This is a genomic window from Pseudomonas sp. S3_B08 (assembly GCF_054667725.1).
Genome location: NZ_CP162750.1, coordinates 2,655,390 through 2,679,766 on the forward strand (window position 1 = coordinate 2,655,390; position 24,377 = coordinate 2,679,766).

At 60.1% G+C, this 24,377-nt stretch carries 28 protein-coding genes; 13 read left to right on the top strand and 15 right to left on the bottom strand.

Features of this window, described 5'->3' with window-relative positions; genetic code table 11:
- Positions 1-143 precede the first annotated feature (143 nt).
- Positions 144-998: a bifunctional methylenetetrahydrofolate dehydrogenase/methenyltetrahydrofolate cyclohydrolase FolD gene (folD, locus tag AB4N73_RS11975; RefSeq protein WP_016775338.1), complete on the top strand. Its 855-nt coding sequence runs from the start codon at positions 144-146 to the stop codon at positions 996-998.
- Between the two features lie 230 nt (positions 999-1,228).
- Positions 1,229-2,167, top strand: a complete 939-nt coding sequence (gene pbpG / locus AB4N73_RS11980) for a D-alanyl-D-alanine endopeptidase (RefSeq protein ID WP_095182110.1) — start codon at positions 1,229-1,231, stop codon at positions 2,165-2,167.
- Positions 2,168-2,221: 54 nt separating this feature from the next.
- On the opposite strand, the gene AB4N73_RS11985 is transcribed toward pbpG, so the two are convergent.
- The 3 genes from AB4N73_RS11985 to AB4N73_RS11995 form a co-directional block, all read right to left on the bottom strand.
- A complete protein-coding gene (locus AB4N73_RS11985; RefSeq protein ID WP_041477156.1) occupies positions 2,222-2,428 on the bottom strand; it encodes a hypothetical protein in 207 nt (68 codons plus the stop codon).
- 12 nt (positions 2,429-2,440) lie between these two features.
- Positions 2,441-2,647 (bottom strand): DUF6021 family protein, encoded by a 207-nt coding sequence (locus AB4N73_RS11990; RefSeq protein WP_460143491.1) that lies wholly within the window; start codon positions 2,645-2,647, stop codon positions 2,441-2,443.
- A gap of 90 nt (positions 2,648-2,737) precedes the next feature.
- Positions 2,738-3,409, bottom strand: coding sequence for a cysteine peptidase family C39 domain-containing protein (locus AB4N73_RS11995; protein WP_150634903.1), 672 nt, complete (start codon positions 3,407-3,409; stop codon positions 2,738-2,740).
- 235 nt (positions 3,410-3,644) lie between these two features.
- On the opposite strand from AB4N73_RS11995, the gene AB4N73_RS12000 reads away from it, so the two are divergent.
- Positions 3,645-3,809 (top strand): hypothetical protein, encoded by a 165-nt coding sequence (locus tag AB4N73_RS12000; protein WP_164488349.1) that lies wholly within the window; start codon positions 3,645-3,647, stop codon positions 3,807-3,809.
- 261 nt (positions 3,810-4,070) lie between these two features.
- Here the strand turns inward: AB4N73_RS12000 and AB4N73_RS12005 are convergent, their stop codons facing one another.
- Both AB4N73_RS12005 and AB4N73_RS12010 read right to left on the bottom strand, forming a co-directional pair.
- The gene (locus AB4N73_RS12005) at positions 4,071-4,820 is read right to left on the bottom strand and encodes a TerC family protein (protein WP_016775343.1); all 750 of its coding nucleotides are present in this window, start codon (positions 4,818-4,820) and stop codon (positions 4,071-4,073) included.
- A gap of 29 nt (positions 4,821-4,849) precedes the next feature.
- Positions 4,850-5,092, bottom strand: coding sequence for a hypothetical protein (locus AB4N73_RS12010; RefSeq protein ID WP_024013465.1), 243 nt, complete (start codon positions 5,090-5,092; stop codon positions 4,850-4,852).
- A 133-nt stretch (positions 5,093-5,225) separates the two neighbouring features.
- Here AB4N73_RS12010 and nhaR point away from each other — a divergent pair, with 133 nt between their 5' ends.
- A complete protein-coding gene (gene nhaR / locus AB4N73_RS12015; RefSeq protein ID WP_016775345.1) occupies positions 5,226-6,125 on the top strand; it encodes a transcriptional activator NhaR in 900 nt (299 codons plus the stop codon).
- Here the strand turns inward: nhaR and AB4N73_RS12020 are convergent.
- Positions 6,120-7,277 (bottom strand): MFS transporter, encoded by a 1,158-nt coding sequence (locus tag AB4N73_RS12020; protein WP_024013467.1) that lies wholly within the window; start codon positions 7,275-7,277, stop codon positions 6,120-6,122. The genes nhaR and AB4N73_RS12020 overlap by 6 nt on opposite strands.
- A 307-nt stretch (positions 7,278-7,584) precedes the next feature.
- Here AB4N73_RS12020 and sstT point away from each other — a divergent pair, with 307 nt between their 5' ends.
- Positions 7,585-8,817: a serine/threonine transporter SstT gene (sstT, locus tag AB4N73_RS12025; protein ID WP_236169589.1), complete on the top strand. Its 1,233-nt coding sequence runs from the start codon at positions 7,585-7,587 to the stop codon at positions 8,815-8,817.
- A 158-nt stretch (positions 8,818-8,975) separates the two neighbouring features.
- Here sstT and AB4N73_RS12030 read toward each other — a convergent pair whose 3' ends face one another.
- On the bottom strand, positions 8,976-9,485 hold the full coding sequence (locus tag AB4N73_RS12030) for a DUF1993 domain-containing protein (RefSeq protein WP_041477165.1): 510 nt from the start codon (positions 9,483-9,485) through the stop codon (positions 8,976-8,978).
- A gap of 125 nt (positions 9,486-9,610) precedes the next feature.
- Here AB4N73_RS12030 and AB4N73_RS12035 point away from each other — a divergent pair, with 125 nt between their 5' ends.
- Complete coding sequence (locus AB4N73_RS12035; protein WP_150741184.1) at positions 9,611-10,255, top strand: YceH family protein; 645 nt, start codon at positions 9,611-9,613, stop codon at positions 10,253-10,255.
- Between the two features lie 132 nt (positions 10,256-10,387).
- Here AB4N73_RS12035 and AB4N73_RS12040 read toward each other — a convergent pair whose 3' ends face one another.
- Entirely contained in the window at positions 10,388-10,906 is a 519-nt protein-coding gene (locus tag AB4N73_RS12040) for a cupin domain-containing protein (protein ID WP_071172955.1), read from the bottom strand.
- Between the two features lie 187 nt (positions 10,907-11,093).
- Positions 11,094-11,912, bottom strand: a complete 819-nt coding sequence (locus AB4N73_RS12045) for a shikimate 5-dehydrogenase (protein WP_150741185.1) — start codon at positions 11,910-11,912, stop codon at positions 11,094-11,096.
- 243 nt (positions 11,913-12,155) lie between these two features.
- On the opposite strand from AB4N73_RS12045, the gene AB4N73_RS12050 reads away from it, so the two are divergent.
- The 3 genes from AB4N73_RS12050 to AB4N73_RS12060 all read left to right on the top strand — a co-directional run bounded on the left by AB4N73_RS12050 (position 12,156) and on the right by AB4N73_RS12060 (position 13,247).
- Entirely contained in the window at positions 12,156-12,536 is a 381-nt protein-coding gene (locus AB4N73_RS12050; RefSeq protein WP_024013471.1) for a hypothetical protein, read from the top strand.
- Between the two features lie 230 nt (positions 12,537-12,766).
- Positions 12,767-12,961 carry a hypothetical protein gene (locus AB4N73_RS12055; protein WP_016770691.1) on the top strand — a complete coding sequence of 65 codons (195 nt, stop codon included), beginning with the start codon at positions 12,767-12,769 and terminating at the stop codon, positions 12,959-12,961.
- A 103-nt stretch (positions 12,962-13,064) separates the two neighbouring features.
- The gene (locus tag AB4N73_RS12060; RefSeq protein WP_041477171.1) at positions 13,065-13,247 is read left to right on the top strand and encodes a hypothetical protein; all 183 of its coding nucleotides are present in this window, start codon (positions 13,065-13,067) and stop codon (positions 13,245-13,247) included.
- Here the strand turns inward: AB4N73_RS12060 and AB4N73_RS12065 are convergent.
- Positions 13,244-14,305, bottom strand: coding sequence for an AI-2E family transporter (locus AB4N73_RS12065; protein WP_041477173.1), 1,062 nt, complete (start codon positions 14,303-14,305; stop codon positions 13,244-13,246). The two genes, AB4N73_RS12060 and AB4N73_RS12065, sit on opposite strands and share 4 nt — an antisense overlap.
- 156 nt (positions 14,306-14,461) lie before the next feature.
- Between AB4N73_RS12065 and trhP the strand changes: the two genes are divergently transcribed.
- Positions 14,462-15,790, top strand: a complete 1,329-nt coding sequence (gene trhP / locus AB4N73_RS12070; RefSeq protein ID WP_406226833.1) for a prephenate-dependent tRNA uridine(34) hydroxylase TrhP — start codon at positions 14,462-14,464, stop codon at positions 15,788-15,790.
- A 159-nt stretch (positions 15,791-15,949) separates the two neighbouring features.
- Here the strand turns inward: trhP and AB4N73_RS12075 are convergent, their stop codons facing one another.
- Positions 15,950-16,180, bottom strand: coding sequence for a hypothetical protein (locus tag AB4N73_RS12075; protein ID WP_122603100.1), 231 nt, complete (start codon positions 16,178-16,180; stop codon positions 15,950-15,952).
- Between the two features lie 91 nt (positions 16,181-16,271).
- On the bottom strand, positions 16,272-16,985 hold the full coding sequence (locus AB4N73_RS12080; protein ID WP_016775357.1) for a FadR/GntR family transcriptional regulator: 714 nt from the start codon (positions 16,983-16,985) through the stop codon (positions 16,272-16,274).
- 355 nt (positions 16,986-17,340) lie between these two features.
- On the opposite strand from AB4N73_RS12080, the gene AB4N73_RS12085 reads away from it, so the two are divergent.
- Both AB4N73_RS12085 and gudD read left to right on the top strand, forming a co-directional pair.
- Positions 17,341-18,687 carry an MFS transporter gene (locus tag AB4N73_RS12085; protein ID WP_016775359.1) on the top strand — a complete coding sequence of 449 codons (1,347 nt, stop codon included), beginning with the start codon at positions 17,341-17,343 and terminating at the stop codon, positions 18,685-18,687.
- A 25-nt stretch (positions 18,688-18,712) separates the two neighbouring features.
- Positions 18,713-20,056, top strand: coding sequence for a glucarate dehydratase (gudD, locus tag AB4N73_RS12090; RefSeq protein WP_460143492.1), 1,344 nt, complete (start codon positions 18,713-18,715; stop codon positions 20,054-20,056).
- 128 nt (positions 20,057-20,184) lie between these two features.
- On the opposite strand, the gene AB4N73_RS12095 is transcribed toward gudD, so the two are convergent.
- Positions 20,185-21,057, bottom strand: a complete 873-nt coding sequence (locus tag AB4N73_RS12095; protein WP_056788727.1) for a LysR family transcriptional regulator — start codon at positions 21,055-21,057, stop codon at positions 20,185-20,187.
- 160 nt (positions 21,058-21,217) lie between these two features.
- Here AB4N73_RS12095 and ampC point away from each other — a divergent pair, with 160 nt between their 5' ends.
- Positions 21,218-22,384 carry a class C beta-lactamase gene (gene ampC / locus AB4N73_RS12100; protein WP_460143493.1) on the top strand — a complete coding sequence of 389 codons (1,167 nt, stop codon included), beginning with the start codon at positions 21,218-21,220 and terminating at the stop codon, positions 22,382-22,384.
- A 282-nt stretch (positions 22,385-22,666) separates the two neighbouring features.
- Here ampC and AB4N73_RS12105 read toward each other — a convergent pair whose 3' ends face one another.
- Both AB4N73_RS12105 and AB4N73_RS12110 read right to left on the bottom strand, forming a co-directional pair.
- Positions 22,667-23,230 (bottom strand): DUF4174 domain-containing protein, encoded by a 564-nt coding sequence (locus AB4N73_RS12105; protein WP_016775365.1) that lies wholly within the window; start codon positions 23,228-23,230, stop codon positions 22,667-22,669.
- Positions 23,231-23,415: 185 nt separating this feature from the next.
- On the bottom strand, positions 23,416-24,201 hold the full coding sequence (locus AB4N73_RS12110; RefSeq protein WP_041477188.1) for a sulfite exporter TauE/SafE family protein: 786 nt from the start codon (positions 24,199-24,201) through the stop codon (positions 23,416-23,418).
- Between the last annotated feature and the right edge of the window lie 176 nt (positions 24,202-24,377).

The following is a 24,377-nucleotide window of genomic DNA, read 5'->3' on the forward strand; positions in this document are numbered from 1 at the left end:
AAAGGTCGTCAAATCCTTTTTGAAAAAAATTCATTTAATTAAAGGAGTTAGAGGAATTTGCTGACCAAGCGCCTTTGCCCTCACCGCTCGACATGCGAGAATGCGTTCTCATTTTTTCCCCTCTCGATGGTTAATCACGCGCAATGACTGCACAACTAATCGACGGCAAATCGATCGCCGCCAGCCTGCGCCAGCAGATCGCCCAACGAGTTGCCGAGCGTCGCCAGCAAGGCCTGCGCACCCCCGGCCTCGCGGTGATCCTGGTCGGCAGCGATCCTGCCTCTCAGGTTTATGTCTCGCACAAGCGTAAAGACTGTGAAGAGGTTGGCTTCCTCTCTCAAGCCTACGACCTGCCCTCCGACACCACTCAGGACGCCCTGACCGATCTGATCGATCGCCTCAACGACGATCCGGCTATCGACGGCGTTCTCCTGCAGTTGCCTCTGCCCGAACACCTCGACGCGTCCAAGCTGCTGGAACGCATCCGCCCGGACAAAGACGTCGACGGCTTCCACCCGTACAACGTCGGTCGCCTGGCCCAGCGCATCCCGCTGCTGCGCCCCTGCACCCCGAAAGGCATCATGACCTTGCTGGAAAGCACTGGCGCTGATCTTTACGGGATGGACGCGGTAGTCGTGGGCGCCTCCAATATCGTCGGTCGCCCGATGGCCATGGAATTGCTGCTGGCCGGCTGCACCGTCACTGTGACTCACCGCTTCACCAAGGATCTGGCCGGCCACGTCGGCCGTGCTGATCTGGTGGTCGTTGCCGCCGGCAAGCCGGGCCTGGTCAAGGGCGAGTGGATCAAGGAAGGCGCGATCGTGATCGACGTCGGCATCAACCGTCAGGACGACGGCAAACTGGTCGGTGACGTTGTCTACGAAACCGCCCTGCCCCGCGCTGGCTGGATCACCCCGGTACCGGGCGGCGTTGGCCCGATGACCCGCGCCTGCCTGCTGGAAAACACCCTCTACGCCGCAGAAACACTGCACGTCTGACCGGGTTTTTACGCCGCATCAGAACCCCGCCTCGTGCGGGGTTTTTCGTGCCTGAGAAAAAACTTCAACCGTTCGCCGGAAACCGCTCTTTTTACAGGCCTTTTCACGAGATTTTCAGGTCTTACAAACAACCATCGACAGTTCTTCAGCCATACTCCTAAAATGCGCCGGTTTTGAGAAATAACCCGTTACAAACTAACGGTATATCCAACCTTTTAGAGTTCGCCCGCGTGAAAATTCGTCTCTCGATTCTGAGCCTGTTGTTTGCTGTTACAGGCACATTCATCACGCCAACGATCAACGCTGCGGAAACCACCGCTGCTCCACGTGACGCTTCGACATTGAAGATCGCGTCTGGCAGCGCCCTGCTCATGGATATGCAGACCAACAAAGTCATTTATTCCAGCAACCCTGACGTGATCGTACCGATCGCTTCCGTCAGCAAGCTGATGACTGGCCTGGTCGTGGTAGAAGCTCGACAGAACATGGACGAATGGATCGATGTCGATATCAGGAACACCCCGGAAATGAAGGGTGTGTTCTCCCGGGTCAAACTCAAGAGTGAGCTGCCGCGCCGCGAGATGCTGCTGATCGCCTTGATGTCTTCGGAAAACCGCGCCGCCGCCAGCCTCGCGCACCACTATCCGGGTGGCTACGCTGCTTTTATTGCGGCAATGAACGCCAAGGCCAAGGCGCTGGGCATGACCAGCACGCACTTTGTCGAGCCGACCGGGCTGTCAGAGCGCAACGTTTCCACCGCCCGCGACCTGAGCAAATTGCTGGTGGCCGCGCACAAGCAACCGCTTCTGGTGCAACTGACCACCACCAAGGAAAAGACCGTGGCGTTCCGCAAGCCCAACTACACCTTGGGCTTCCGCAATACCGACCACTTGGTCAATAAGGCCGATTGGGACATCAAGATTACCAAGACCGGTTTTACCAACCCGGCCGGCCATTGCCTGGTGCTGGTGACGAAGATGGGCAACCGTCCGGTCGCCCTGGTGATTCTCGATGCGTTCGGCAAATACACGCATTTTGCCGACGCCAGCCGTATCCGCAGCTGGGTGGAAACCGGGCGCAGCGCCAACGTGCCTGCCGTGGCACAGCAATACAAAGCCGACAAGAACCTCAAGAGCCGTCAGAGCGGCGTGGTCGAAGCGGCAAAGTAGATCCGGCAATCATGCAAAAGCCCCGAATGTTCGGGGCTTTTTTTCGTCTGCGCGTCAGTCGTTGGGCAGTGGCATCTTGTCGTCATCAGGAATGCCATCGCCCGAGCTCGGCTCTGGCGAAACGTCCGGCGTCAGCACATTTGGCCGCGCCATCGGGTCGCGCATCGGGCTGTCCGGGTCCAGCACCGGATCAACCTCCGGCTCCGGCGTGGTCGGTACGCTGTCAGGTTTGTGGTCATCGAAGCTTGAATCGGTACTCATACGCACCTCACATCAAGGTTTCAGATCGGCTAACGGATCATAGGGCTTGGCCGGTTTCTTCGGATCTTCACCGGGCTCGACATCCAGCGGGGCTTTTGCCGGACCGACTGGATCAACTTGCGGATCCTTGAGGTCCGGCGAATCCGGATCGAAGCCCAGATCATCGCCCGAGGAATGTTCGGACGAATGTGGGCCTTTCGGGGTTTGGGAATCTGCCATGTTGCCTCCTTGATTCACCCGCGAAGCACGGGCATTAATCTTCAGAGGCCGGCCCGGCGCAGTCGTGCCCGGCAGATGACGAACGGAGGTTTATTGCGCCGCCAGAGCCTTTCGCGCCTGCGCCGCAGCGTTTTCTTCACCGGCCTGCGCCAGTTCATCGGCGGCTTTCAGCCAACGGGAGCGGTCGACGGCTGCCGGGATCTGCGACGGTTTCTGAATCAGGATCGCCCAGCCACCGGCCTTTTCGAGCGCTGCTTGAAAGCTGCCGAAATCCATCAACTGCCGACGATTCATGCCGGCGCGCAGCAGGACCTTCTGTTTGTTGCGGTCGTAGCCGGACAGGATCGCGTAACGCGGCTCGGCCCAGAATGCCGAACCTTCGCTGAAACGTACCATGACCGGATAGCCCGCCGCGACCTGGGTCAGCAAGGCTGGCAGCTCGCTGTCGAGCGGATAAACCACCAGGCCATATTCGCGGGCGAGGTTCTGCATGTTCTGCTGCAACTTGTCCTCAGCCCCCGGCAAGTGCAGCGGTTTTTCCAGAAGGCCCGGGGTGATGACGATGCCTTGTTGCGACAGCAGACTGGCGAGCACCTGCGGCCCGCTCTGATTGGCTTCGCCACGATAAAAGGTGCCACTGAGCTCAACCCGCTCCGGCAAGCGCTTGACTTCCGGGGCCACGTTGCCCGCGCATCCGCTCAGCACCACCGCGCAAGCGCCGGCAAGCAACGCTCCACGCACTCGAGAAAATACCTGCACCATCAATCACTCTCTTCCAGACGCCGGTCATCGTGTTCCGGCAACGCCAGCGATCATAGAGCCGCACCCGCCTGCGGTATAGCCTTAAACCGCAGACTCCGCGATTGCATAGAGCAAACTGATTGGTGACTAACGACCTTTGGTCAATAGCTTGAAACACCCCATTGACTAGACTGTCACTGAAATAGAGCGAATTGCGAAAAGCGGGCGCCCGATGCAGGGCGAAGAGGAGGCACCAATGAGCCTGACCATGACCATTGTGATGTTGATAGCCGGCTGGCTGGCCGTGGCGACTGCCATGTTGTGGGGTGTGCTGCGGATTTCGCGGCGGCATCATCCGGTGCAGACGATGCCGGTTGAGAAAACAGAGAAGCATCCAGTGCGGCACGCTGCTGCGCATTGAAGATCAAGAGCCCCTCACCCTAGCCCTCTCCCGGAGGGGAGAGGGAACTGACCGGGTTGTTCTTCCGGATTGGGTCGACGTGAAATATCCAGCCGAACTCAGGATCTGAAAAGCCCCCCAATCGGCTCCCTCTCCCTCGGGAGAGGGCTGGGCGGGCGGCGTTCCGATGAGGGGCAAGCTCTAAATCACACCCCCAACATCAAAGCGAAAAAAAACCGCCTGAGCTCAACCAGCCCAGGCGGTTTTTTGTGTTCTCAGCAATTACGCCTGCTGAGCAACCTTCTTCTGCTTCGCCCGGCGCGACAGCATGTTCAACACTTCGATACCGGCCGAGAACGCCATGGCCGCGTACACATAACCTTTCGGTACGTGGGCGCCGAAGCCCTCAGCGATCAGCGTCATGCCGATCATGATCAGGAAGCCCAGCGCCAGCATGACCACCGTCGGGTTATCGTTGATGAACTTGGCCAGCGGATCAGCCGCCAGCAGCATCACCAGCACCGACACCACCACCGCGATGATCATGATCGGCAAGTGTTCGGTCATGCCGACAGCGGTAATGATGCTGTCGATCGAGAACACCATGTCGAGCATCAGGATCTGACCGATGGCCGCGGCAAAACCCAGGGTTACGGTCGAAGTCGCGGTCTTCGGGTCTTCCGGCGACGGGTCCATGCTGTGATGGATCTCGGTCGTGGCCTTCCACACCAGGAACAGGCCACCGGCGATCAGGATCATGTCCTTCCAGGAGAACGCCTGGCCAAGGATTTCGATCACAGGCTCGGTCAACTGCACGATGAACGCGATGGTGCTCAACAGGGCCAGACGCAGAATCAGGGCCATGCCGATACCGATACGACGCGCCTTCTGCCGATGCTGTTCGGGCAATTTGTTGGTCAGGATCGAAATAAAGATCAGGTTATCGATGCCGAGCACGATTTCCATTACCACCAGTGTGGCCAAAGCAACCCAAGCGGTGGGGCTGGCGGCGAGTTCTAACAGATATTCCATGGGTCAGTCCTGACTCTGTGTAAGACGGTTTAGATGGTCTTGGAGGAAGATTCGGATTCTTCCGCTTGTTTTTCCGGTGTTTCTTTTTTCTCGATCAAACCACCAGTGGCATCGCTGAGCGCTTGCTCAGCGGCTTTATGGGTGTCGTCGATTGCTTGTTTGGCGGTTTCAGCCGCCGCGCCCATCAGTTGCTGGGCGCTTTTTTCCGCCTGATCACAACCGGCCAGAACCAGTAAAGACGCAAACATCACTGCGGGAAATGTGTATTTCATAAGGTTTCCTTCGAATGAACAGACAGGCGCACACACCGGCCGTCGATGGCTGGGCATTCTAGGGAGATGAACACTTCAGGAAAATTCGTATTTTTAGCGGCTATACTTCGGTTTTCACGAAGTGGCCATCACTATGCTCAATTACCGACAACTGCATTACTTCTGGGTTGTAGCCAAAACCGGCAGCATCGTCCGGGCGTGCGAGCAGCTGAACCTGACGCCACAGACGATCAGCGGACAGATTTCACTGCTCGAACAAACCTATGGCGTGGAATTGTTTCGCCGGGTTGGCCGACAGCTGGAGCTCACGGAAGCCGGGCGCCAGGCCCTGCCCTACGCCGAGCAGATGTTTCAACTGGGCGGCGAGCTGGAGCTGATGCTGCGAGCGCAGCCCAACGAGCAGCAGATCCTCTTTCGCGTCGGCGTGGCCGACGTGGTGCCCAAATCCATTGTTTATCGCCTGATCGCGCCGACCATGGAATTGAGCGAGCCGCTGCGCATCACCTGTCGCGAAGACAAACTCGAACGTCTGCTCGCTGATCTGGCCATCCAGCGTCTGGATCTGGTGATTTCCGACAGCCCGATGCCTTCGCATCTGGACATCAAAGGCTACAGCCAGAAGCTCGGTGAGTGCGGGATCAGCTTCTTCGCCACCGCCGAACTTGCCGCGCAGTATGGCCAGGATTTCCCGCGCAGCCTGCACGGCGCACCGTTGCTGATTCCCGGCGCGGAAACCGTGGTGCGCAGCCGTTTGCAGCGCTGGTTCGCCGAACAGCAGATCCAGCCGCAGATTGTCGGCGAGTTCGATGACAGTGCTTTGATGCAGGCCTTCGGCCAATCCGGCAGCGGGATCTTTATTGGCCCGAGCGTGATTGCCGAGGAAGTGAAGCGCCAGTACGGCGTCGAGTTGATCGGCCAGACCGACGCCGTGAGCGAGTCGTTCTATGCCATCTCGGTGGAGCGCAAGGTCAAGCACCCTGGCATCGTAGCGATTACCGAGGGCGCCCGACGCGAGCTGTTTACCGGGTTATGAAGCGCAGACTTCACGCGGCTTCAGCGTCATCAGCACCATGGCGAGGAACACCGAAAGCAAAATGAAGCCGGCAGCGGCAAAGCCGAGAAAGCCCAGCCCGGCACTGTCGATCACCCGGCCGCCGACCATCGCGCCCAGGCCGATGCCGAGATTGGCTCCGGCGATGTTCAGCGACGCGGCGAAGGCCGGCGCTTCCGGCGCGGCTTTCATCAGGCGCACATGGCTGACCAGGAACAACGCCGCCTGGGTCACGCCCCAAATGCCCATCGCCACCGCCAGGCCGACTGGCGAATGAATGTTCGGCACCAGCGAGACCATGCCCGCGATCATGAACGCACAGAACAACACCGACGCCCCCAGCGGATGCCGATCCACCGCACGCCCGCCAAGCGAGTTGCCGATCAGCCCGACTGCGCCAAACGCCATCAGGCACCAGCCGACCACGGTGCCGTTGAATCCGGCAAGTCGTTCGAGGATGTCGGCAAGGTAGGTGTAAGCGGTGAACATGCCGCTGAACACCAGAATCGACAACAAGATATGGCCGAGCATCAGCGGGCTGCGCAGGATCTTGAACTGCGAACGGAAGCTGACCTGATGCTGGTGCAGACTGGTTTTCGGCAGGTAGACAAACAGCAGCAAGGCTTTGGCAAACGCGATCAACGCCAGAATGCCGAAGGCGCTGCGCCAGCCGAACGCGTCGGAAATCAGCGTACCGACCGGAATGCCGAACACCGTAGCGCAGACGATGCCGAAACCGATCTTGGCGATGGCGCGGCCGGCGAAATCCGGGCCGACGATATCCACCGCCGTCTCGCTGGCCAAGGCCCAGAACACCGGCAAACCCAACGCCGGAATCAGACGCGCGATGGCCATCACCCAGATGTTCGGCGCCAACGCTGCCACGGTATTGGCCAGACCAAACATGATCAGGATGCTGATGAACAGTTTGCGCCGTTCGAATCGGGCGAAATACGCGGTCAGGAACGGGCCGAACAGCGCCACGGTAAAGGCGAACAAGGTCACCAGCAGCCCGGCTTGCGGGATGCTGACTTCGAGGTCTCGGGCAATCGCCGGCAACAGGCCGACAATGACGAATTCCGTGGTCAGCACCGTGAACCCGGCAGCGGACAACAGAAGAATAGGCAACAGCATGCGCAACTCCAGCAAAACGACGACACCAGCGATGACCCGGAGGCCCGCTGGCAGAACTTGAAAATGAGGATGGCGAAGCTTAACAGACTGCGTCCGCACTGAGTTGCCCAAAACTGCCGATCTGCCGGGCCGATCCGGTGGCAGATCGTCACAGGCCTGAAGGTTCACGCCTACGCTGTGATAAAGTCCGCGCCCTGAAAATCGTACAGTTGTTCAACGTGCCGTTTGGCGGCGTTGATGTCACTTCGACAGGCGTTTCGTGACTGCCCACGACGCTTCGCACCCTATAAAAAACAGAGATGCCGCTATGACCGCTTCATCCCCTTCGTTACTGCAACGCCTGAAACGCCTGAGTCTGGTCAGCCAGATCGTCATTGGTCTGATCGCCGGTATTGCCCTGGCCCTGATTGCACCGGAGCTGGCGAAGTCCACTGCGTTCATCGGCAAGGTATTTGTCTCGGCATTGAAAGCCGTGGCGCCGATTCTGGTGTTCGTGCTGGTGATGGCCTCGATCGCCAACCACAAGCACGGCCAGGAAACCCACATCCGGCCGATCCTGTTCCTGTACCTGCTGGGCACATTCAGCGCTGCGGTGGTGGCCGTGGTTGCCAGCATGAGCTTTCCGTCGAATCTGGTGCTGTCGACGGAAAACGTTGCTGTGACTGCGCCCGGCGGCATCGGCGAAGTCCTGCAAAGCCTGTTGCTGAGCGTCGTCGATAACCCGGTCAGCGCGCTGATGAATGCCAACTTCATCGGCATTCTGGCCTGGGCGATCGGCATGGGCATTGCCATCCGCCACGCTGGCGACACCACTCGCGAAGTGCTCGGTGACTTGTCCAACGGCGTCACCGTGATCGTCCGCGTGGTCATTCGCTTCGCGCCGCTGGGCATCTTTGGCCTGGTCGCGTCGACACTGGCCACCTCCGGTTTCGGCGCGCTGCTCGGCTACGCGCACCTGCTGGCGGTGCTGCTGGGCTGCATGCTGTTCGTCGCGCTGGTGATGAACCCGCTGATCGTGTTCTGGAAGCTGCGCCGCAATCCGTACCCGCTGACCCTGATGTGCCTGCGTGAAAGCGGCATTACCGCGTTCTTCACCCGCAGCTCGGCGGCGAACATTCCGGTCAATCTGGAATTGAGCAAGCGCCTGGGCCTGCACGAAGACACCTACTCGGTATCGATCCCGCTGGGTGCGACCATCAACATGGCCGGTGCGGCGATCACCATTACCGTGCTGACCCTGGCGGCGGTGCACACTTTGGGCATCGCAGTGGACATTCCGACCGCAATCCTGCTCAGCGTCGTCGCAGCCATTTGCGCCTGTGGCGCGTCCGGTGTGGCCGGTGGTTCGCTGCTGCTGATTCCGCTGGCGTGCAGCCTGTTCGGCATCCCGAGCGAGATCGCCATGCAGGTCGTGGCGGTGGGCTTCATTATTGGCGTGCTGCAGGATTCGGCGGAGACCGCGCTGAACTCGTCGACTGACGTGCTGTTTACAGCGGCGGCTTGCCTGGGCGAAGAAGAGAAGGCTCAGCGTACGGCGTAACCGCCTTACCTTGTGGGAGCGAGCCTGCTCGCGAAAGGGGCGAGACATTCAGTATTAATATCGCCTGATACGCCGCATTCGCGAGCAGGCTCGCTCCCACAGAAAAACAAAAGCCCGCCAAGGCGCGAACCTTGGCGGGCTTTTTCGTATCCGGGCGTTTAGAACGCGCCCATGTAATCGCGCTTGCCCACTTCAACGCCGTTATGACGCAGCAGCGCGTAGGTGGTGGTGACGTGGAAGAAGAACTGCGGCAGGCCGTAAGTCAGCAGATACGCCTGACCACTGAAGCGCTTCTCTTTCGGCGTGCCCGGACGGGTCACGATTTCGATGCCTTCCTTGCCGTCGATCTGCTCTGGCTTGATCTCGCCAATGAAGGCCAGAACCTTGGTGATCAGCGCTTGCAGTTCGGCAAAGGTAGTTTCAGTGTCGTCGTACTTCGGCAGTTCGACTTCGGCCAGACGCGCCGACACGCCTTTGGCGAAATCCACGGCGATCTGCACCTGACGCACCAGTGGGAACATGTCCGGGTACAGACGCGCTTGCAGGAAAACGCTCTGGTCGATGTTTTTCGCGCTGGCGTGGGCTTCGGCCTTTTTCAGCACATCGCTCAGGGCGTTGAGCATTTGTTGAAAAACCGGGACGGATGCGGCGTACAGTGAAATGGTCATGGCAGTCTCATGTGATGGCTGGGTAATACGTGGTGGCGATTATAGCCATGCTTGATGAGCACACGGCTTGCCTTTTGTTTGGCAAGGATTAGGCTAGGCGGCTTCGACTGCAGAGGGAACGCGCGATGAGCAACGAACAAGAATCCACCTCCGAACAGCCACGGTTAAATGCCACGGAAATCCGCATTCTCGGTGCGCTGATCGAAAAACAGGCCACCAGCCCGGAAACCTATCCGCTGACCCTCAACGCGCTGGTGCTGGCCTGCAATCAGAAAACCAGTCGCGAGCCGGTGATGAACCTCAATCAGGGTCAGGTCGGGCAGAGCCTGCGGGCGCTGGAAGGTCGAGGTTTCACCCGGCTGGTCATGGGCAGCCGTGCCGACCGCTGGGAGCACAAGGTAGACAAGGCGCTGGAACTGGTGCCAGCACAGGTGATTCTGACGGGTTTGATGTTTCTGCGCGGACCGCAGACCGTCAACGAACTGCTGACCCGCAGCGGGCGCATGCACGAGTTCGAGGACGCCGAGCAGGTGGTTCATCAGCTTGAACGGCTGATCGCACGCGGTCTGGCGGTATTGATTCCGCGTCAGGCCGGGCAGCGTGAGGATCGTTATACCCATGCCCTGGGCGACCCGGCGGATGTCGAGGCAATATTGGCGGCGCGGCAAAATCCTGGGGAGCGCTCGAGCGCTGGCGTTTCCCTGGAGCGTATCGAAGAACTGGAAGCGCGGATCGCCGCACTGGAAGAACGCCTGGCCCGCCTCGAATAATCGCAACAGAACCTCTGTGGGAGCGAGCCTGCTCGCGAAAGCGTAGTGTCAGTCACCACGACCTCGAATGACCTGCCGCCTTCGCGAGCAGGCTCGCTCCCACAGGGTCTGCGCGATATTCAGCAGCCCGCGTCACTCCCCATCCCAGTAATCCACCCCATCCACCTGCCGCGCGACAGCGACAAAGCCCGAGGCCTTGCCCTCGGCATCCACCGTGAAATTATCCATCACCGCATACTTGTTCGAATCCGGGTACTCGCAGATCTCCGGCTGCTGCTGAGTGCTCACCGCCAGATAACGCAGTTCGCCCGCGCTGGTATTGATGATCTGATGCGCCTTCTCGGGTCCGCCCGGTGGGCAGGCGATCACATCACCGGCGCGGATCGGAAAACGCTCGCCTCCCAACCGCACCTCGCCCTCCCCGGCCACCACGTAGAACATCTCCTCATTGACCCGATGGCTGTGGAATGGACTGCCGCGCATGCCTGCTGGCAGCGCGTACAGACGGTAACCGAGTTTCTGCGCACCGAGTTGCTGGCCGATCCGCGCGAAACGCTGCTGATAACGCCCGGCGGTGTCGCCTTCAGGGGCCAGGGCTTCGGGAAGGGCTTCGAGTTCGACCTCGTTGAGATTGAGGATGGGCGGATGCATGGGCGGCCTCGGTTATGGTTTTTGTGGTGGGCAGGTCTGTGCGTGCTGGCGAGGATTATAGATAGTGATCCAGAACCGCAGCGCCGCCTTCGCGAGCAGGCTCGCTCCCACATTCAATCGCATTCCAGCTCAACCTGTGGGAGCGAGCCTGCTCGCGAAGAGGCCAGCCCAGCCACTAAAAGATCAATCAGCCACGCGCAAAATCCACCGCCGCCGCAAACTGAGCCTCATTCGGCCGCACCCCGGTGTACAGGACAAACTGCTCCAGCGCCTGAATCGCTATCACTTCCAGCCCGGTGATCACTCGCTTGCCCTCAGCCCGCGCCCGCACGATCAGCGGCGTCTCCGAAGGGATCGCCACCACGTCGAATATGGTCTCAGCCGCTTTGATCACTTCAGGCTCGAACGCCAGTTGCCCCGCCTCCGGCCCGCCGTCCATGCCTACCGGGGTGACATTGATCAGCATCTGCGGGCGCTCGTCACCCAGCTCTGCCTGCCAGCGATAACCCAGCGAATCCGCCAAGGCGCGGCCGGCCCGCTCGTTACGGGCGACAATCAAACCGTTCTTGTAGCCACCATCGCGCAGGGCGCTGGCCACCGCTTTGGCCATGCCGCCGCTGCCGCGCAGGGCGAAGGTCGAATCTTTCGGCACCGCGTGGCTTTCCAGCAATTGCGCGACGGCGATGTAATCGGTGTTGTAGGCCTTGAGGTGGCCGCCAGTGTTGACGATGGTGTTGATCGACTGGATCGCCGCCGCCGACGCATCCAGCTCATCGACCAGCGCAATGCAGGCTTCCTTGAACGGCATCGACACGCCGCAGCCGCGAATGCCCAGCGCCCGGATGCCGCCGACCGCGCCGGTCAGGTCCTGGCTGCTGAACGCCTTGTAGTAGAAGTTCAGGCCCAGCTGTTCATACAAATGGTTGTGAAAACGCAGACCGAAATTCCCCGGCCGCCCGGACAGGGACATGCACAATTGGGTGTCTTTGTTCGGGTTCATCTGCATGAAACTTCTCCTTCAAACGCACTTTCGGATGGACGGGATTGGCCAGCCCACCGGGTTCTGAATCATCATTTGGGCTTGTTTGTGGCGCCGCGTAGCCGGGTAAAGAAGCCGGTACAGACCTTACACAAAATTTACCCAGCGGCTGTGCTGAATTTCGCAAATTTGCTGTCTTAGCTGTATCCCCGCGACAACTGTGGGCCTGACTCAGGCCGCGGCGCCGGGTCGAAGAACCGAGGACTTATCATGATTCGTAAACTTCCCATCATGGCTTTGTTGATTGGCGCACTTGCCGTCACCGGCCAGGCTGAAGCGGGTGGTGGCCATGGCTGGCAGGGCCCTGCAGTGTTTGGCGCGATCGTCGGCTCGGCCATCATCGGCTCGGCACTGATCAACCAGGATCGGCCGGTGTACGTGCAGCAGCAGCCGGTTTATGTACAGCCGCAACCGGTCTACGTGCAGCAACCGCCACCGCCGGTCTATTACCAGCCGGCGCCGGTGTATGTGCAGCAACCGGTCTACGTGCAGCCGGCCCCCGTCTATTACGGCCCGCCTCGTGGTTATTACGGTCGCCCCCACGGCTACTACGGCGGCCCGCATGGCTACTACGGCGGTCCACGCTGGTAAGCGCAACACAGAGCCCCGTTTTCAAGCGGGGCTTTTTTATGACCGCTGGTCGGCCAACGTCTGAAAAAATCTCGCCAAGGTCGCTGTGAGAACAGTTTGAGCAGCTAAAGTCGGCATGATGGAATCGACCGTAGAGATTTTTTTCATCAAACGGTCACCGCTTTGTCATGACGGAACCGCAATCTGAATCCGTCCGTAAACAACAGATCGATAACAACAAGGACGACTGTATGCCCACACAAAACCCGCACCGCATCGTCGGTCTGTGCACCTCGAGCAAGGTGTACAGCGCACTCACCGAGCTCAAGCATCTGGAAGGCCATCGCTGCGCCAAGCTGCTGTCCCTGCTCGCCGAAAACCTCGTGCACAAGGGCCTGCTCAATGAGCGCGAAGTCATGCACATGCTCGATCAAGTGGTCGAATGACGCCAGACCTCACTGGCATCAATGACCACTATCGAAAGCGTTGATTGTCCGTCGTGCCGGCAAATCCCTAAGGTAGCCCCATCAGTTTGATGGAGGTTTTCCCATGGCACAGGTTCAAATCATGTCGGTGATCGGCAGCGCAGTTCCCGCTTCGCTGCGTGCATCCGGTTTGCTCGCTTGCTGGTATCTGGTGCGCGATGGCGAGCCGATCAGCGGCCCGCTCACCTCGTTACCAGCGGCGCAGGCCTTGTCGCAACAGGTCGCCAGCAGCACGTTTCATGCTTAAGGCAGTTGCACCTTGGGCTTGGTCTCGACGAACAGCGCCCAGCTCGACAGGAACAATGCGGCAATCAGCGGCCCGATCACAAAGCCATTGAGGCCGAAGACCGCGAGGCCGCCGAGGGTCGAGACCAGAATCAGGTAATCGGGCATTTTCGTATCTTTGCCCACCAGAATCGGGCGCAGCACGTTGTCGACCAGGCCGATCACGAATACGCCGAACAAGCCCAGCACCACGCCCTGCCAGATCATGCCGCTGAGCAGGAAGTACACCGCCACCGGCGCCCAGACAATCCCCGCGCCCACCGCTGGCAACAGCGACAGAAACGCCATCAGCACCGCCCAGAGCAATGCGCTGGGAATGTCGAGAAACCAGAAAATCAGCCCGCCCAGCGCGCCCTGGGTCACGGCCACGACCACGTTGCCCTTGACCGTGGCACGCACCACGCGGTTGAACTTCAGTTGCAGGCGGCGCTTGTGGTTTTCTTCCAGCGGCACAGCAGTGCGCATCTTGCGCGCCAGCTCGGGGCCGTCACGCAGAAAGAAAAACAGCAGATACAGCATGATGAAAAAGCTCACCACGAATTCGAACGTGCCCTGACCGAAACTGAACGCCTGAGTCGCCAGCGCCTGGCTGCCCTGCATCGCCGCTTTGACGATCTTTTCGCGCAAGCTGTCGAGTTCGCCCATGCCAAAGCGGTCGAGCAAGTGCTGAAAGTACGGCGGCAGGCTGTGCTTGAACTGCGCCAGATACGCAGCGATGTCCAGCTCGCCACTTTCGATGTTCTTGTAGACAGTCGCGCCTTCCTGCACCAGCAGGATGCTGACGATGATCACCGGCAGAATCGCGACCACCAGGCACAGGCTCAAGGTGCACAGCGACGTCACGTTACGTTGCCAGCCGAACTTCTGCTGCAACCTGCGCTGTACCGGCGCAAACAGAATGCCGAGGATGACAGCCCAGAATACCGCGCCGTAGAACGGCAGCAGAATCCAGATAAAGGCCACCGTGACCAGCACCAGCAGCACTGTCAGGGATTTGAATTGCAGACTCTTTTCGTTCATATCCGGTCCATGTCAGTCAGGCGTCACGCACGCCCGCCCCACTTAGTCAGCCGCCGAGCGCGCGAGTGCCATGTTTATTCATGGAGCATAGATCCAGATCAATGAACCCTCGCAACAGCTGCCCTACCCTGCGCGGCTTTTGCGACTGACATCCAAATGCAGACTCTCATCGCCCCCGAGCTTCTCGCCCCCGCCGGCACCCTGAAAAACATGCGCTACGCCTTCGCCTACGGCGCCGATGCGGTCTACGCTGGCCAGCCGCGCTACAGCCTGCGGGTGCGCAACAACGAGTTCGATCATGCCAACCTGGCGCTGGGCATCCGTGAGGCGCAGGCGCAGGGCAAGCGTTTCTACGTCGTGGTCAACATCGCCCCGCACAACGCCAAGCTGAAGACGTTTCTCAAGGATCTGGCGCCGGTGATCGAGATGGCCCCGGATGCGCTGATCATGTCCGACCCCGGCCTGATCATGCTGGTGCGCCGGCATTTTCCGCAGATGCCGATTCACCTGTCGGTGCAGGCCAACACGGTGAATTGGGCGAGCGTCGAGTTCTGGCAGCAACAGGGGCTGAGCCGGATCATTCTGTCGCGCGAACTGTCCCTCGAAGAAATCGGTGAAATCCGCGAGCAGGTGCCGGGCATGGAGCTGGAAGTGTTCGTGCACGGCGCGCTGTGCATGGCCTATTCCGGGCGCTGCCTGCTTTCCGGTTACATGAACAAGCGCGATGCCAATCAGGGCACCTGCACCAACGCCTGCCGCTGGAAGTACACGGCGCAAGAAGCGACGGAAAACCAGCTCGGCGAGATCGTCCAGACCTTTCAACCCGAGCCGACGCTGGGTCTCGGCGCACCGACCGATCAAGTCTTCCTGCTCCAGGAAGCCAACCGCCCCGACGAATTGATGCCGGCTTTCGAAGACGAACACGGCACCTACATCATGAACGCCAAGGACCTGCGCGCGGTGCAGCATGTCGAACGGCTGACGCGCATGGGCGTGCACTCCTTGAAAATCGAAGGCCGTACCAAATCGCATTTCTACTGCGCGCGCACCACCCAGGTATATCGCCGGGCGATCGATGATGCCGTGGCCGGGCGCGAGTTCGATCGCAGCCTGATGCTGGATCTGGAATCGCTGGCCCAGCGCGGCTACACCGAAGGTTTTCTGCGCCGGCATGTGCACGACGAATATCAGAACTATCAGCACGGCAGTTCGGTGTCGGAGCGTCAGCAGTTCGTTGGCGAGCTGACCGGCGAGCGCCGGGATCGCCTGGCCGAAGTGAAAGTGAAGAATCGTTTTGCCGTGGGCGATCATCTGGAACTGATGACGCCCAAGGGCAATTTCCATTTTGATCTGCATGAATTGCAGAGTGTCAGCGGCCAAGCGATCGAAGTGGCGCCGGGGGATGGGCATACGGTGTACGTGCCGATTCCGGATGCGGTGGACTTGCGCTTTGGGTTGTTGATGCGGGATTTGCGTGTTGGTTGACTGGCGATCTTGTCTGGCACTCGCAGCATGGCCGTAATTTGCTGCGAAGCCGATGCCGTCTTCGCGAGCAGGCTCGCTCCCACAGGGAGTTTGTGTCATCCACTGTGGGAGCGAGCCTGCTCGCGAAGAGGCCGGCCCACTCAATGAATAATCCAGACCTCAGCGCAAATCATCCGACAACGGCGTCGGTTCGTCCGCCGGCGGTACATTGTCGTCATCCGGCGGATCCTTCCAGTCATCCGGGCGGTCGGCATCGCTCAATGGGTCGCGGCCCGGGTCCATGCCCGGCGGGGCGTCGTGATCGCTCAGGGTCGGCTCGTCAGTGCCGGATACGGGGCGGGTCTGGTCGGTGGGCGCCATGCCACCGGGAACAAGCGAGTCATCAGCCATGCTGCACCTCACAATACTGGCCCGGATTATCCGGGGCGTATTACTTGGAAGCGCGGATGCTGAGGGCGTGCGGTAGATCAGACCAGCGGCATCAGCCTTGGGCGATAAAGCGATCGCGACTGTTGGTCAGGTGCAGCCACATCGCAGCGCGGGCGGCATCGGCGTCCTGGCGCTTGATCGCATTCAGAATCGCCTCGTGTTCCAGATTGGCCAAGTGCCCGAGCTTGCTCAGATCCGCCGCGCCACGCTCGGCGGCGTTCAGGCGATTGCGCGGGATCATCGCACTGCCCAGGTGCTGCATGATCTCGCTGAAGCAAGCGTTACCGGTGGCCTCGGCGATCAGCAGATGGAAACGCCGATCGGCCTCCACGCAGCTGTCATTGTTTGCCAGCAGCCGTTGATAGTCATCCAGCGCCTGACGCATCTGCTGGACCTGCTGCTCACTGCGCCGCTGCGCCGCCAGTGCGGCCGCTTGCGTCTCCAGGCCCATGCGCAGCTCAAGAATGCTGCGCACACCGAGCGCCGTGTCGACATTCAGGCGCAGGCCCTGCTCCGCTGCGCGCTCGATGACGAAAGTACCGATGCCATGGCGCGTCTCCACCAGCCCCGAGGCCTGCAACTTGGAAATCGCCTCGCGCACCACCGTGCGGCTGACGCCGTGCTCCTGAACGATGGAGTTCTCCGAAGGCAGCTTGTCACCGGGCGACAGTTGCCCGAGCAGGATGCTCTGGGTGAGCTTTTCCACCAAGTCATGAGCGAGGTTGTGAGTGCGTTTGCGCGCGGGCGCGTCGAGGTCTTCTTGCATGGTCGGTTCCGGTGATCGGGGCTTGCCGATCGTAGCACTGCGGAATGACGGTTGAGATGGATTTTAGCGGTCGATGAGACATCAACTTGTATGACAACACTCAATTACGTCGAATATTTTCGATAGCCAGCCATCACGCACCACCATTCATATCTCAAAAAGGCGCTCCGCTCGACTGGCGCAACAATCAACAAATACGAGCTTAAATCCTGTTTTCGCATAAGAAACCGAACAATCAGAAGAATTTAATCGCCCCTCCCCACTTGTCGGACAAAAAAACACAGTTGTATGATGTCTATCAACAACGCAACACCCAGTCCTACCCGCATAAAAATAATCAGTGGGAGAAACATCAGTGAAAACCTCCGTCTCCGGGATGCAGGACAGCGTCGATCCGACGCTCGCCTCAGCCATCTCGAAAGTCAAACGCCACGTCCTGCCGCTCTTCGTGATCATGTTCATCGTCAATTACATTGACCGGGTGAACATCGGTTTCGTCCGCACCCACATGGAAACCGATCTGGGCATTGGTGCTGCTGCCTACGGCTTCGGCGCCGGTCTGTTCTTCATCGGCTACGCGCTGTTCGAAGTGCCGTCCAATATGCTTCTGCAAAAAGTCGGCGCACGGATCTGGCTGACCCGCATCATGTTCACCTGGGGCATAGTCGCGGCCTGCATGGCGTTCATTCAGAACGAAACCCACTTCTACATTTTGCGTTTCCTGCTCGGTGTCGCCGAGGCCGGATTCTTTCCCGGGGTGATCTATTACTTCACCCGCTGGCTGCCAGGCGTCGAACGTGGCAAGGCGATCGCGATTTTCCTCAGCGGCTCGGCCGTGGCCTCGCTGATCTCCGGTCCGCTGTCCGGTTTGCTCCTGCAGATCAATGGGCTGGGCATGCACGGCTGGCAATGGATGTACTTCATCGAGGGGATGTTCTCGGTGTGCCTGTGCGTGTTTGTCTGGTTCTGGCTGGACGCCAAACCCCACGACGCGAAATGGCTGAGCCGCGCCGAACAGGATGCGCTGGTCAGCGCCATCGACGACGAGCAAAAGGCCCGCGAAGCGGCGACGCCGATCCGGCCGTCGCTGGGCAAACTGCTCAAGGACCGGCAGATCATTCTGTTCTGCCTGATCTACTTCTTCATTCAACTGACCATCTACGCCGCGACTTTCTGGCTGCCGAGCATCATCAAGAAGATGGGCGAACTCAGCGACGTGCAGGTCGGCCTGTTCAATTCGATTCCGTGGTTGCTGTCGATCGTCGGCATGTACGCCTTCGCCTCGCTGTCGGCGAAGTGGAAACACCAGCAAGCGTGGGTCGCCACGGCATTGTTGATCGCCGCAGCGGGGATGTTCATGTCCACCACTGGCGGGCCGATCTTCGCCTTCGTCGCGATCTGCTTTGCGGCACTGGGTTTCAAATCCGCCTCGTCGCTGTTCTGGCCGATTCCCCAGGCTTATCTGGATGCACGCATCGCGGCGGCGGTGATTGCGCTGATCAACTCGGTGGGTAACCTCGGTGGCTTCGTCGCGCCGACCACGTTTGGTCTGCTGGAGCAGCACACCGGTTCGATTCAGGGCGGCCTCTATGGTCTGGCCGCGACCTCGATCATCGCCGCAATCATCGTCTTCGCTGCGCGCACCACGCCGAAACCCGCTGCTGAAAAGGCTGTGGCCGACGCCGCGCCGAAACACGCCTGACTTCGTCTCGACAAGGAAAACAATAATGACTGTTCACGACACCGCCAAAGCTCCGATCATCACCGAGATGCAGGTCATTCCGGTGGCCGGTCACGACGGAATGCTGCTCAACCTGAGCGGCGCCCACGGGCCGTTTTTCACCCGCAACATCGTCATCCTCAAGGACAACGCCGGTCACACCGGCGTCGGCGAAGTGCCCGGTGGCGAGCGCATTCGCCAGACCCTGGAAGACGCGCGCAATCTGGTGGTCGGCAGCCCCATCGGCACCTACCAGAAGATCCTCAACCAGGTGCGCCAGACCTTCGCCGACCGCGATGCCGGCGGCCGTGGTCTGCAGACGTTCGACCTGCGCATCACCATTCACGCGGTCACCGGCCTGGAAGCCGCCCTCCTCGACCTGCTCGGCCAGCATCTGGACGTGCCGGTGGCGGCGCTGCTCGGTGAAGGTCAGCAACGCGACGAAGTGAAGATGCTCGGTTATCTGTTCTACGTCGGCGATCAACACGAAACCGATCTGGCCTATCGCAGCGAACCAGACGCCGACAACGACTGGTTCCGCGTGCGCCACGAGAAGGCCTTGACCGCCGAAGCGGTGGTGCGTCTGGCCGAGGCGGCGCACGCCAAGTACGGCTTCAAGGATTTCAAACTCAAGGGCGGCGTGCTCAGCGGCGATGCCGAAATCGAAGCGGTCACAGCACTGGCCGAGCGCTTCCCCGACGCGCGGATCACCCTCGATCCGAACGGTGCATGGTCATTGAAAGAGGCGATTCGTCTATGCCGCGATCAGCACCACGTACTCGCCTACGCCGAAGATCCGTGCGGCGCGGAAAACGGTTATTCCGGTCGCGAAGTCATGGCCGAATTCCGTCGCGCCACCGGGCTGAAAACCGCGACCAACATGATCGCCACCGATTGGCGTGAAATGGGCCACGCGATTCAGTTGCAGTCAGTGGACATCCCGCTGGCCGACCCGCACTTCTGGACCATGCAGGGTTCGGTGCGGGTCGCGCAGATGTGCCACGAATGGGGCCTGACCTGGGGCTCGCATTCCAACAACCACTTCGATATCTCTCTGGCGATGTTTACCCATGTCGCCGCTGCGGCACCGGGCGACATCACGGCCATCGACACCCATTGGATCTGGCAGGACGGCCAGCGTCTGACCAAGGCACCGCTGCAAATTGTCGACGGCTGCGTGCAAGTGCCGCAGAAACCGGGACTGGGCGTGGAACTGGACATGGATCAAGTGGCCAAGGCTCACGAACTGTACAAAGGCATGGGCCTCGGCGCGCGGGACGACAGCGTGGCGATGCAGTTCCTGATTCCGGGGTGGAAATTCGATAACAAGCGGCCGTGTCTGGTGCGTTGATCCAGCAGGCGCCGCTGATTTCAATTGTGGGAGCGAGCCTGCTCGCGAAGGCGTCAGGTCAGTCGATAGTGCTGTCGCTGATGCACCGCTTTCGCGAGCAGGCTCGCTCCCACAAGGGGGGGTTTGTGTCAGGCAGAAACTTGCAGTAACCACGCCTTGAACGCGTTCATCGCCGCCGTTTCCGCTCGCGACTGCAACCGCGTCAGCCAGTAACTGCCGGTGGTGATCTCGATCGCGAACGGCTGGCAAATCGCATCAGCCGCCAGTTGCCGGGCGAACATCAGCGGTGGTGCCAACGCCACGCCGCCGCCCTGCAACGCCGTTTCCATCATCGCCAGTGAAGAGTCGAAGACGATGCTTTGCGGTGGCGCAGCCTGGGTCGCCAGGCCCGCCGCCTGAAACCACTGCGGCCATTCATCAGTGCGATAGGAACGCAGCAAGGTCTGCTGCAACAGGTCCGCCGGCGCGTGCAGTTGCCGGGCAATCTCCGGCACGCATAACACCGACAACGGCGCATCGAGCAAGCGTGTCGCCTCAATGCCATGCCAGGCGCCAGCGCCGAAACGAATCGCGTAATCCAGCCCTTCCGCCGCCACATCGACCCGGTTGTTGTGGGTCGACAGGCGTAAATCGATCAGCGGATATTTCGCCCGAAAGTCCGCCAGCCTCGGCAACAGCCAGCCCACGGCAAACGTGCCCACCGCGCCGACCGTCAACATGTCGCGATACTGCCCACCAGCCAGACGCTCGAGCATCTGCGCAATGTGGTCGAATGAGGTGCTGAGCACCGGCAGCAAGGTTTCGCCTTCACTGGTCAGCATCAGACCACGGGGCAGGCGTTTGAACAGGGTCAGGTTGAGCTGCGCTTCCAGGCTTTTGACCTGATGGCTGACCGCTGCCTGCGTTACGCACAGTTCGACGGCGGCGCGGGTGAAGCTCAGGTGGCGTGCCGAAGCTTCAAACGCGCGCAGAGCGTTGAGCGGCAGTTGCGGTCGAATCATGGGTTGTCCCAAATTTTTCTAAGGGTTCGTGCGAGTTTTCATCGTTTGTCGAAGGTCGGCAAAGTGCCTAAATTAACCGCGCTGATCAGCCGCCCGATGAAAAAATCACCCGCAGTGTAGCGGGATACAACAAACGACACTCATGGAGAGTGATTCACTCATGTGTTCCTTCAAACCGAGCAAGGTCTTTTCCCACAGCGCTTTCGCACTGTTCTTCGGCAGCGTTGCCTGTCATGCCGCAACGCCGACGGATGCGCAATTGCAGGCACTGGTCAGCCAAGCCGTCACCCCGGTGATGCAGCAAAACAACATCCCGGGGCTGACCGTAGCGATCACGCTGAATGGCCAGGCGCATTACTTTAATTACGGAGTCGCTGCCAAAGACACCGGGCAAAAAGTCAGTGAAAACACCCTGTTCGAAGTCGGCTCGGTGAGTAAAACCTTCACCGCCACCCTCGCCGGTTACGCCCAGGCCACCGGCAAACTCGACCTGTCGAGCAAGGCCAGCCAGCTCTGGCCGGAGCTCAAGGGCAGCGCCTTCGACAACATCAGCGTGCTGCAACTGGGCACCTACAGTGCTGGCGGTCTGCCGCTGCAATTTCCTGCCGAGGCGGATTCTTCCGACAAGATGCTCGGCTATTACCAACAGTGGAAACCGCAATTTCCCGCCGGCAGCCATCGCCTGTATTCCAACCCGAGCCTGGGCCTGTTCGGCTACCTGACGGCGAAAAGCCTCGGCCAGCCGTTCGACCAGGCAATGACGCAAACCCTGCTGCCGAAACTCGGCCTTCAGCACACCTTCCTCAGCGTACCGTCAGCGCAGTCGAAGCTTTACGCCCAAGGCTACGACAGCGCCGACCAACCGGTACGCGTCAGCCCCGGCGCCCTCGACGCCGAAGCCTACGGCATCAAAACCAGCGCCGCCGACCTGCTGCGTTACGTCCAGGCACAACTGAAACCGGCCAGCCTTGGGCCTGATCTGCACCAAGCCATCGCCAACACGCACATTGGTTATTACCGCGTCGACGACATGACCCAAGGCCTGGGCTGGGAACGCTACGCCTACCCGATCAGCCTGGAAAAACTGCAAAACGGCAACTCGACCCCCATGGCCATGGAACCTCACAAAGTCGAGTGGCTGCCCCCACCGCAAGCTGAGCCGGCCAATGTGCTGTTCAACAAAAGCGGTTCTACGCGCGGCTTTGGCGCGTATGTGGCGTTCGTGCCGTCGCGGGACATGGGCATCGTGATTCTTGCCAACAAGAATCACCCGAATGCCGAACGGGTGAAGATTGCGCACACGGTTTTCGCGGCGTTGGCGGATTAAGAGCAAAAGATCGCGGCCCGAGCCTTCTGCGGCTCCTACAGGATCGGGTTTTCACTCGGTTAACGTTGGAGGTGTCGCAGGCTGCAACAACTTTCGATCAGAAGATGACTTGTGGGAACGAGCCTGCTCGCGAATGCGCTCGATCAGTCACCTTTCAGCGCCTGAAAAACCGCTATCGCGAGCAGGCTCGCTCCCACATTTGAACTGTGCACTTCACAAAAAAATGTGGGAGCTGGTCTACCAGCTCCCACAGGGATTTTGCTTCACTCACGCAACGCGCAATCAATCATCCGGCATCTGCGGCGGTTTGCTCGGTTTCGCCGGTTTGCTGCCCTTAGCGCCTTTGGCCGGTTCCGGCTCGGTGGCGGCAGGTGTTTGTGCGGCGGCGGCCGCAGCGGCGGCTTCTTTTTCGGCCATGGGCATGGCGTCGATGGTTTCGAAGATTTTCGCCAGGCTCAATGCCTTGGCTTCGTCACCCGAGGCGGAGAGCTTGGTTTCGCCGTCCTTGCCCACCAGGAACACTTTTGGATAAGCGCCGGCGCCGAGCTTCAGCGAACGCAGCAGGGCCATGGTGTCCTGCTGACCCATGTCCTTGCCGTCGAGCTGGCCGGACATGCTGAGGATGGTATAGACCTTGATGTTGCGGTCGGTGACGCCCTTTTTGTTGGCCGGGTCTTCCAGTGACTTTTTCAGGCTCAGCCAGACCGGGTCGACGGTGCTTTGCGCAATCACGATCAGCGGGCGGGCGCGGCCCACGTCCCCGGCCAGGGGTGAATCGCTGTCAGCGGCGAACAGGGGGCCGGCGATTGCCAGCAAGAGGGTCAGGGTCAGGGACCTGATGAGCATGCGCATCTCCTTTTGATATCCACGCACTACTGATTGCGCATCGTGGCGATTGTTCCGGCGGTGTCTGGCAAAAAGGCATTGCCCTGTCAGAAGCTTAGGTCAGGGAGAACTTTGCGCAACATGACGCAAGCGATCATCGGCACATCCCTGCGGCCGCTGCACAGGAAGTGTTTCTCCAGGCTGACTCAGAACGCCAACTTGTAACCAATCAACACCAGCATCGTCGCCAGGCACGGGCGCAGGACTTCGTCGGAGATGCGTCCGGTCAGGTGGCTGCCGAGCCAGATGCCTGGCAGCGAGCCCATCAGCAGGAAGCCCAGCACGCCCCAATCCATGTTGCCCATGCTTGCGTGGCCGAGGCCGGCGACGAGGGTCAGTGGAACGGCGTGGGCGATTTCGGTGCCGACCAGGCGGCGGGTTGGCAGTAGCGGGTAGAGGATGAACAAGGCGACGGTGCCCAGTGCGCCGGCGCCGATCGAGGTCAGGGCGACCATGGTGCCGAGGATCAGACCGGTGATCACCGTCATCACGTTAAGCCGCGAACCGCTCGGGTTGTAGTTGCCGCCGGCGCGTTTGTGGGCAAATTCGAGCAAGCGTTTCTTGAAGAAAATCGCCAGGGCGGTGGCGAAGAGGACGAAGCCGAGCGCCTGCTTGATGATGGCGTTCATCGCGTCCGGCGCGGTGTGCAGGGTGCTGAGGAACCACAGGGTCATGGCCACGGCTGGCACGCTGCCGAGGGTCAGCCAGCCGGTGATCGCCCAGTCGATGTTCTTGTTTTTTTTGTGAACGAGGACGCCGCTGGATTTGGTGATCGCGGCGTACAGCAGGTCCGTACCCACCGCCGTCGCCGGGTTGATGCCGAACCACAGCAGAATCGGCGTCATCAACGAACCGCCGCCGACACCGGTCATGCCGACGATAAACCCCACCACCAGCCCGGCAATCACCAAGCCGAAATTTGCCAATTCCATTCAAACGTCCAGAAAACGACAGGAAAATCTGGCCCGCAGCATAGCGATATTTCTTATAACCACATATATCGATGCGGTCTATGGTTATGCCATATCGAATTTGCTGCAGTTCCCTGTGAGAGCGAGCCTGCTCGCGAAGGGGGTGTCAGCCGACCGATGAGTTGAATGACGCAACG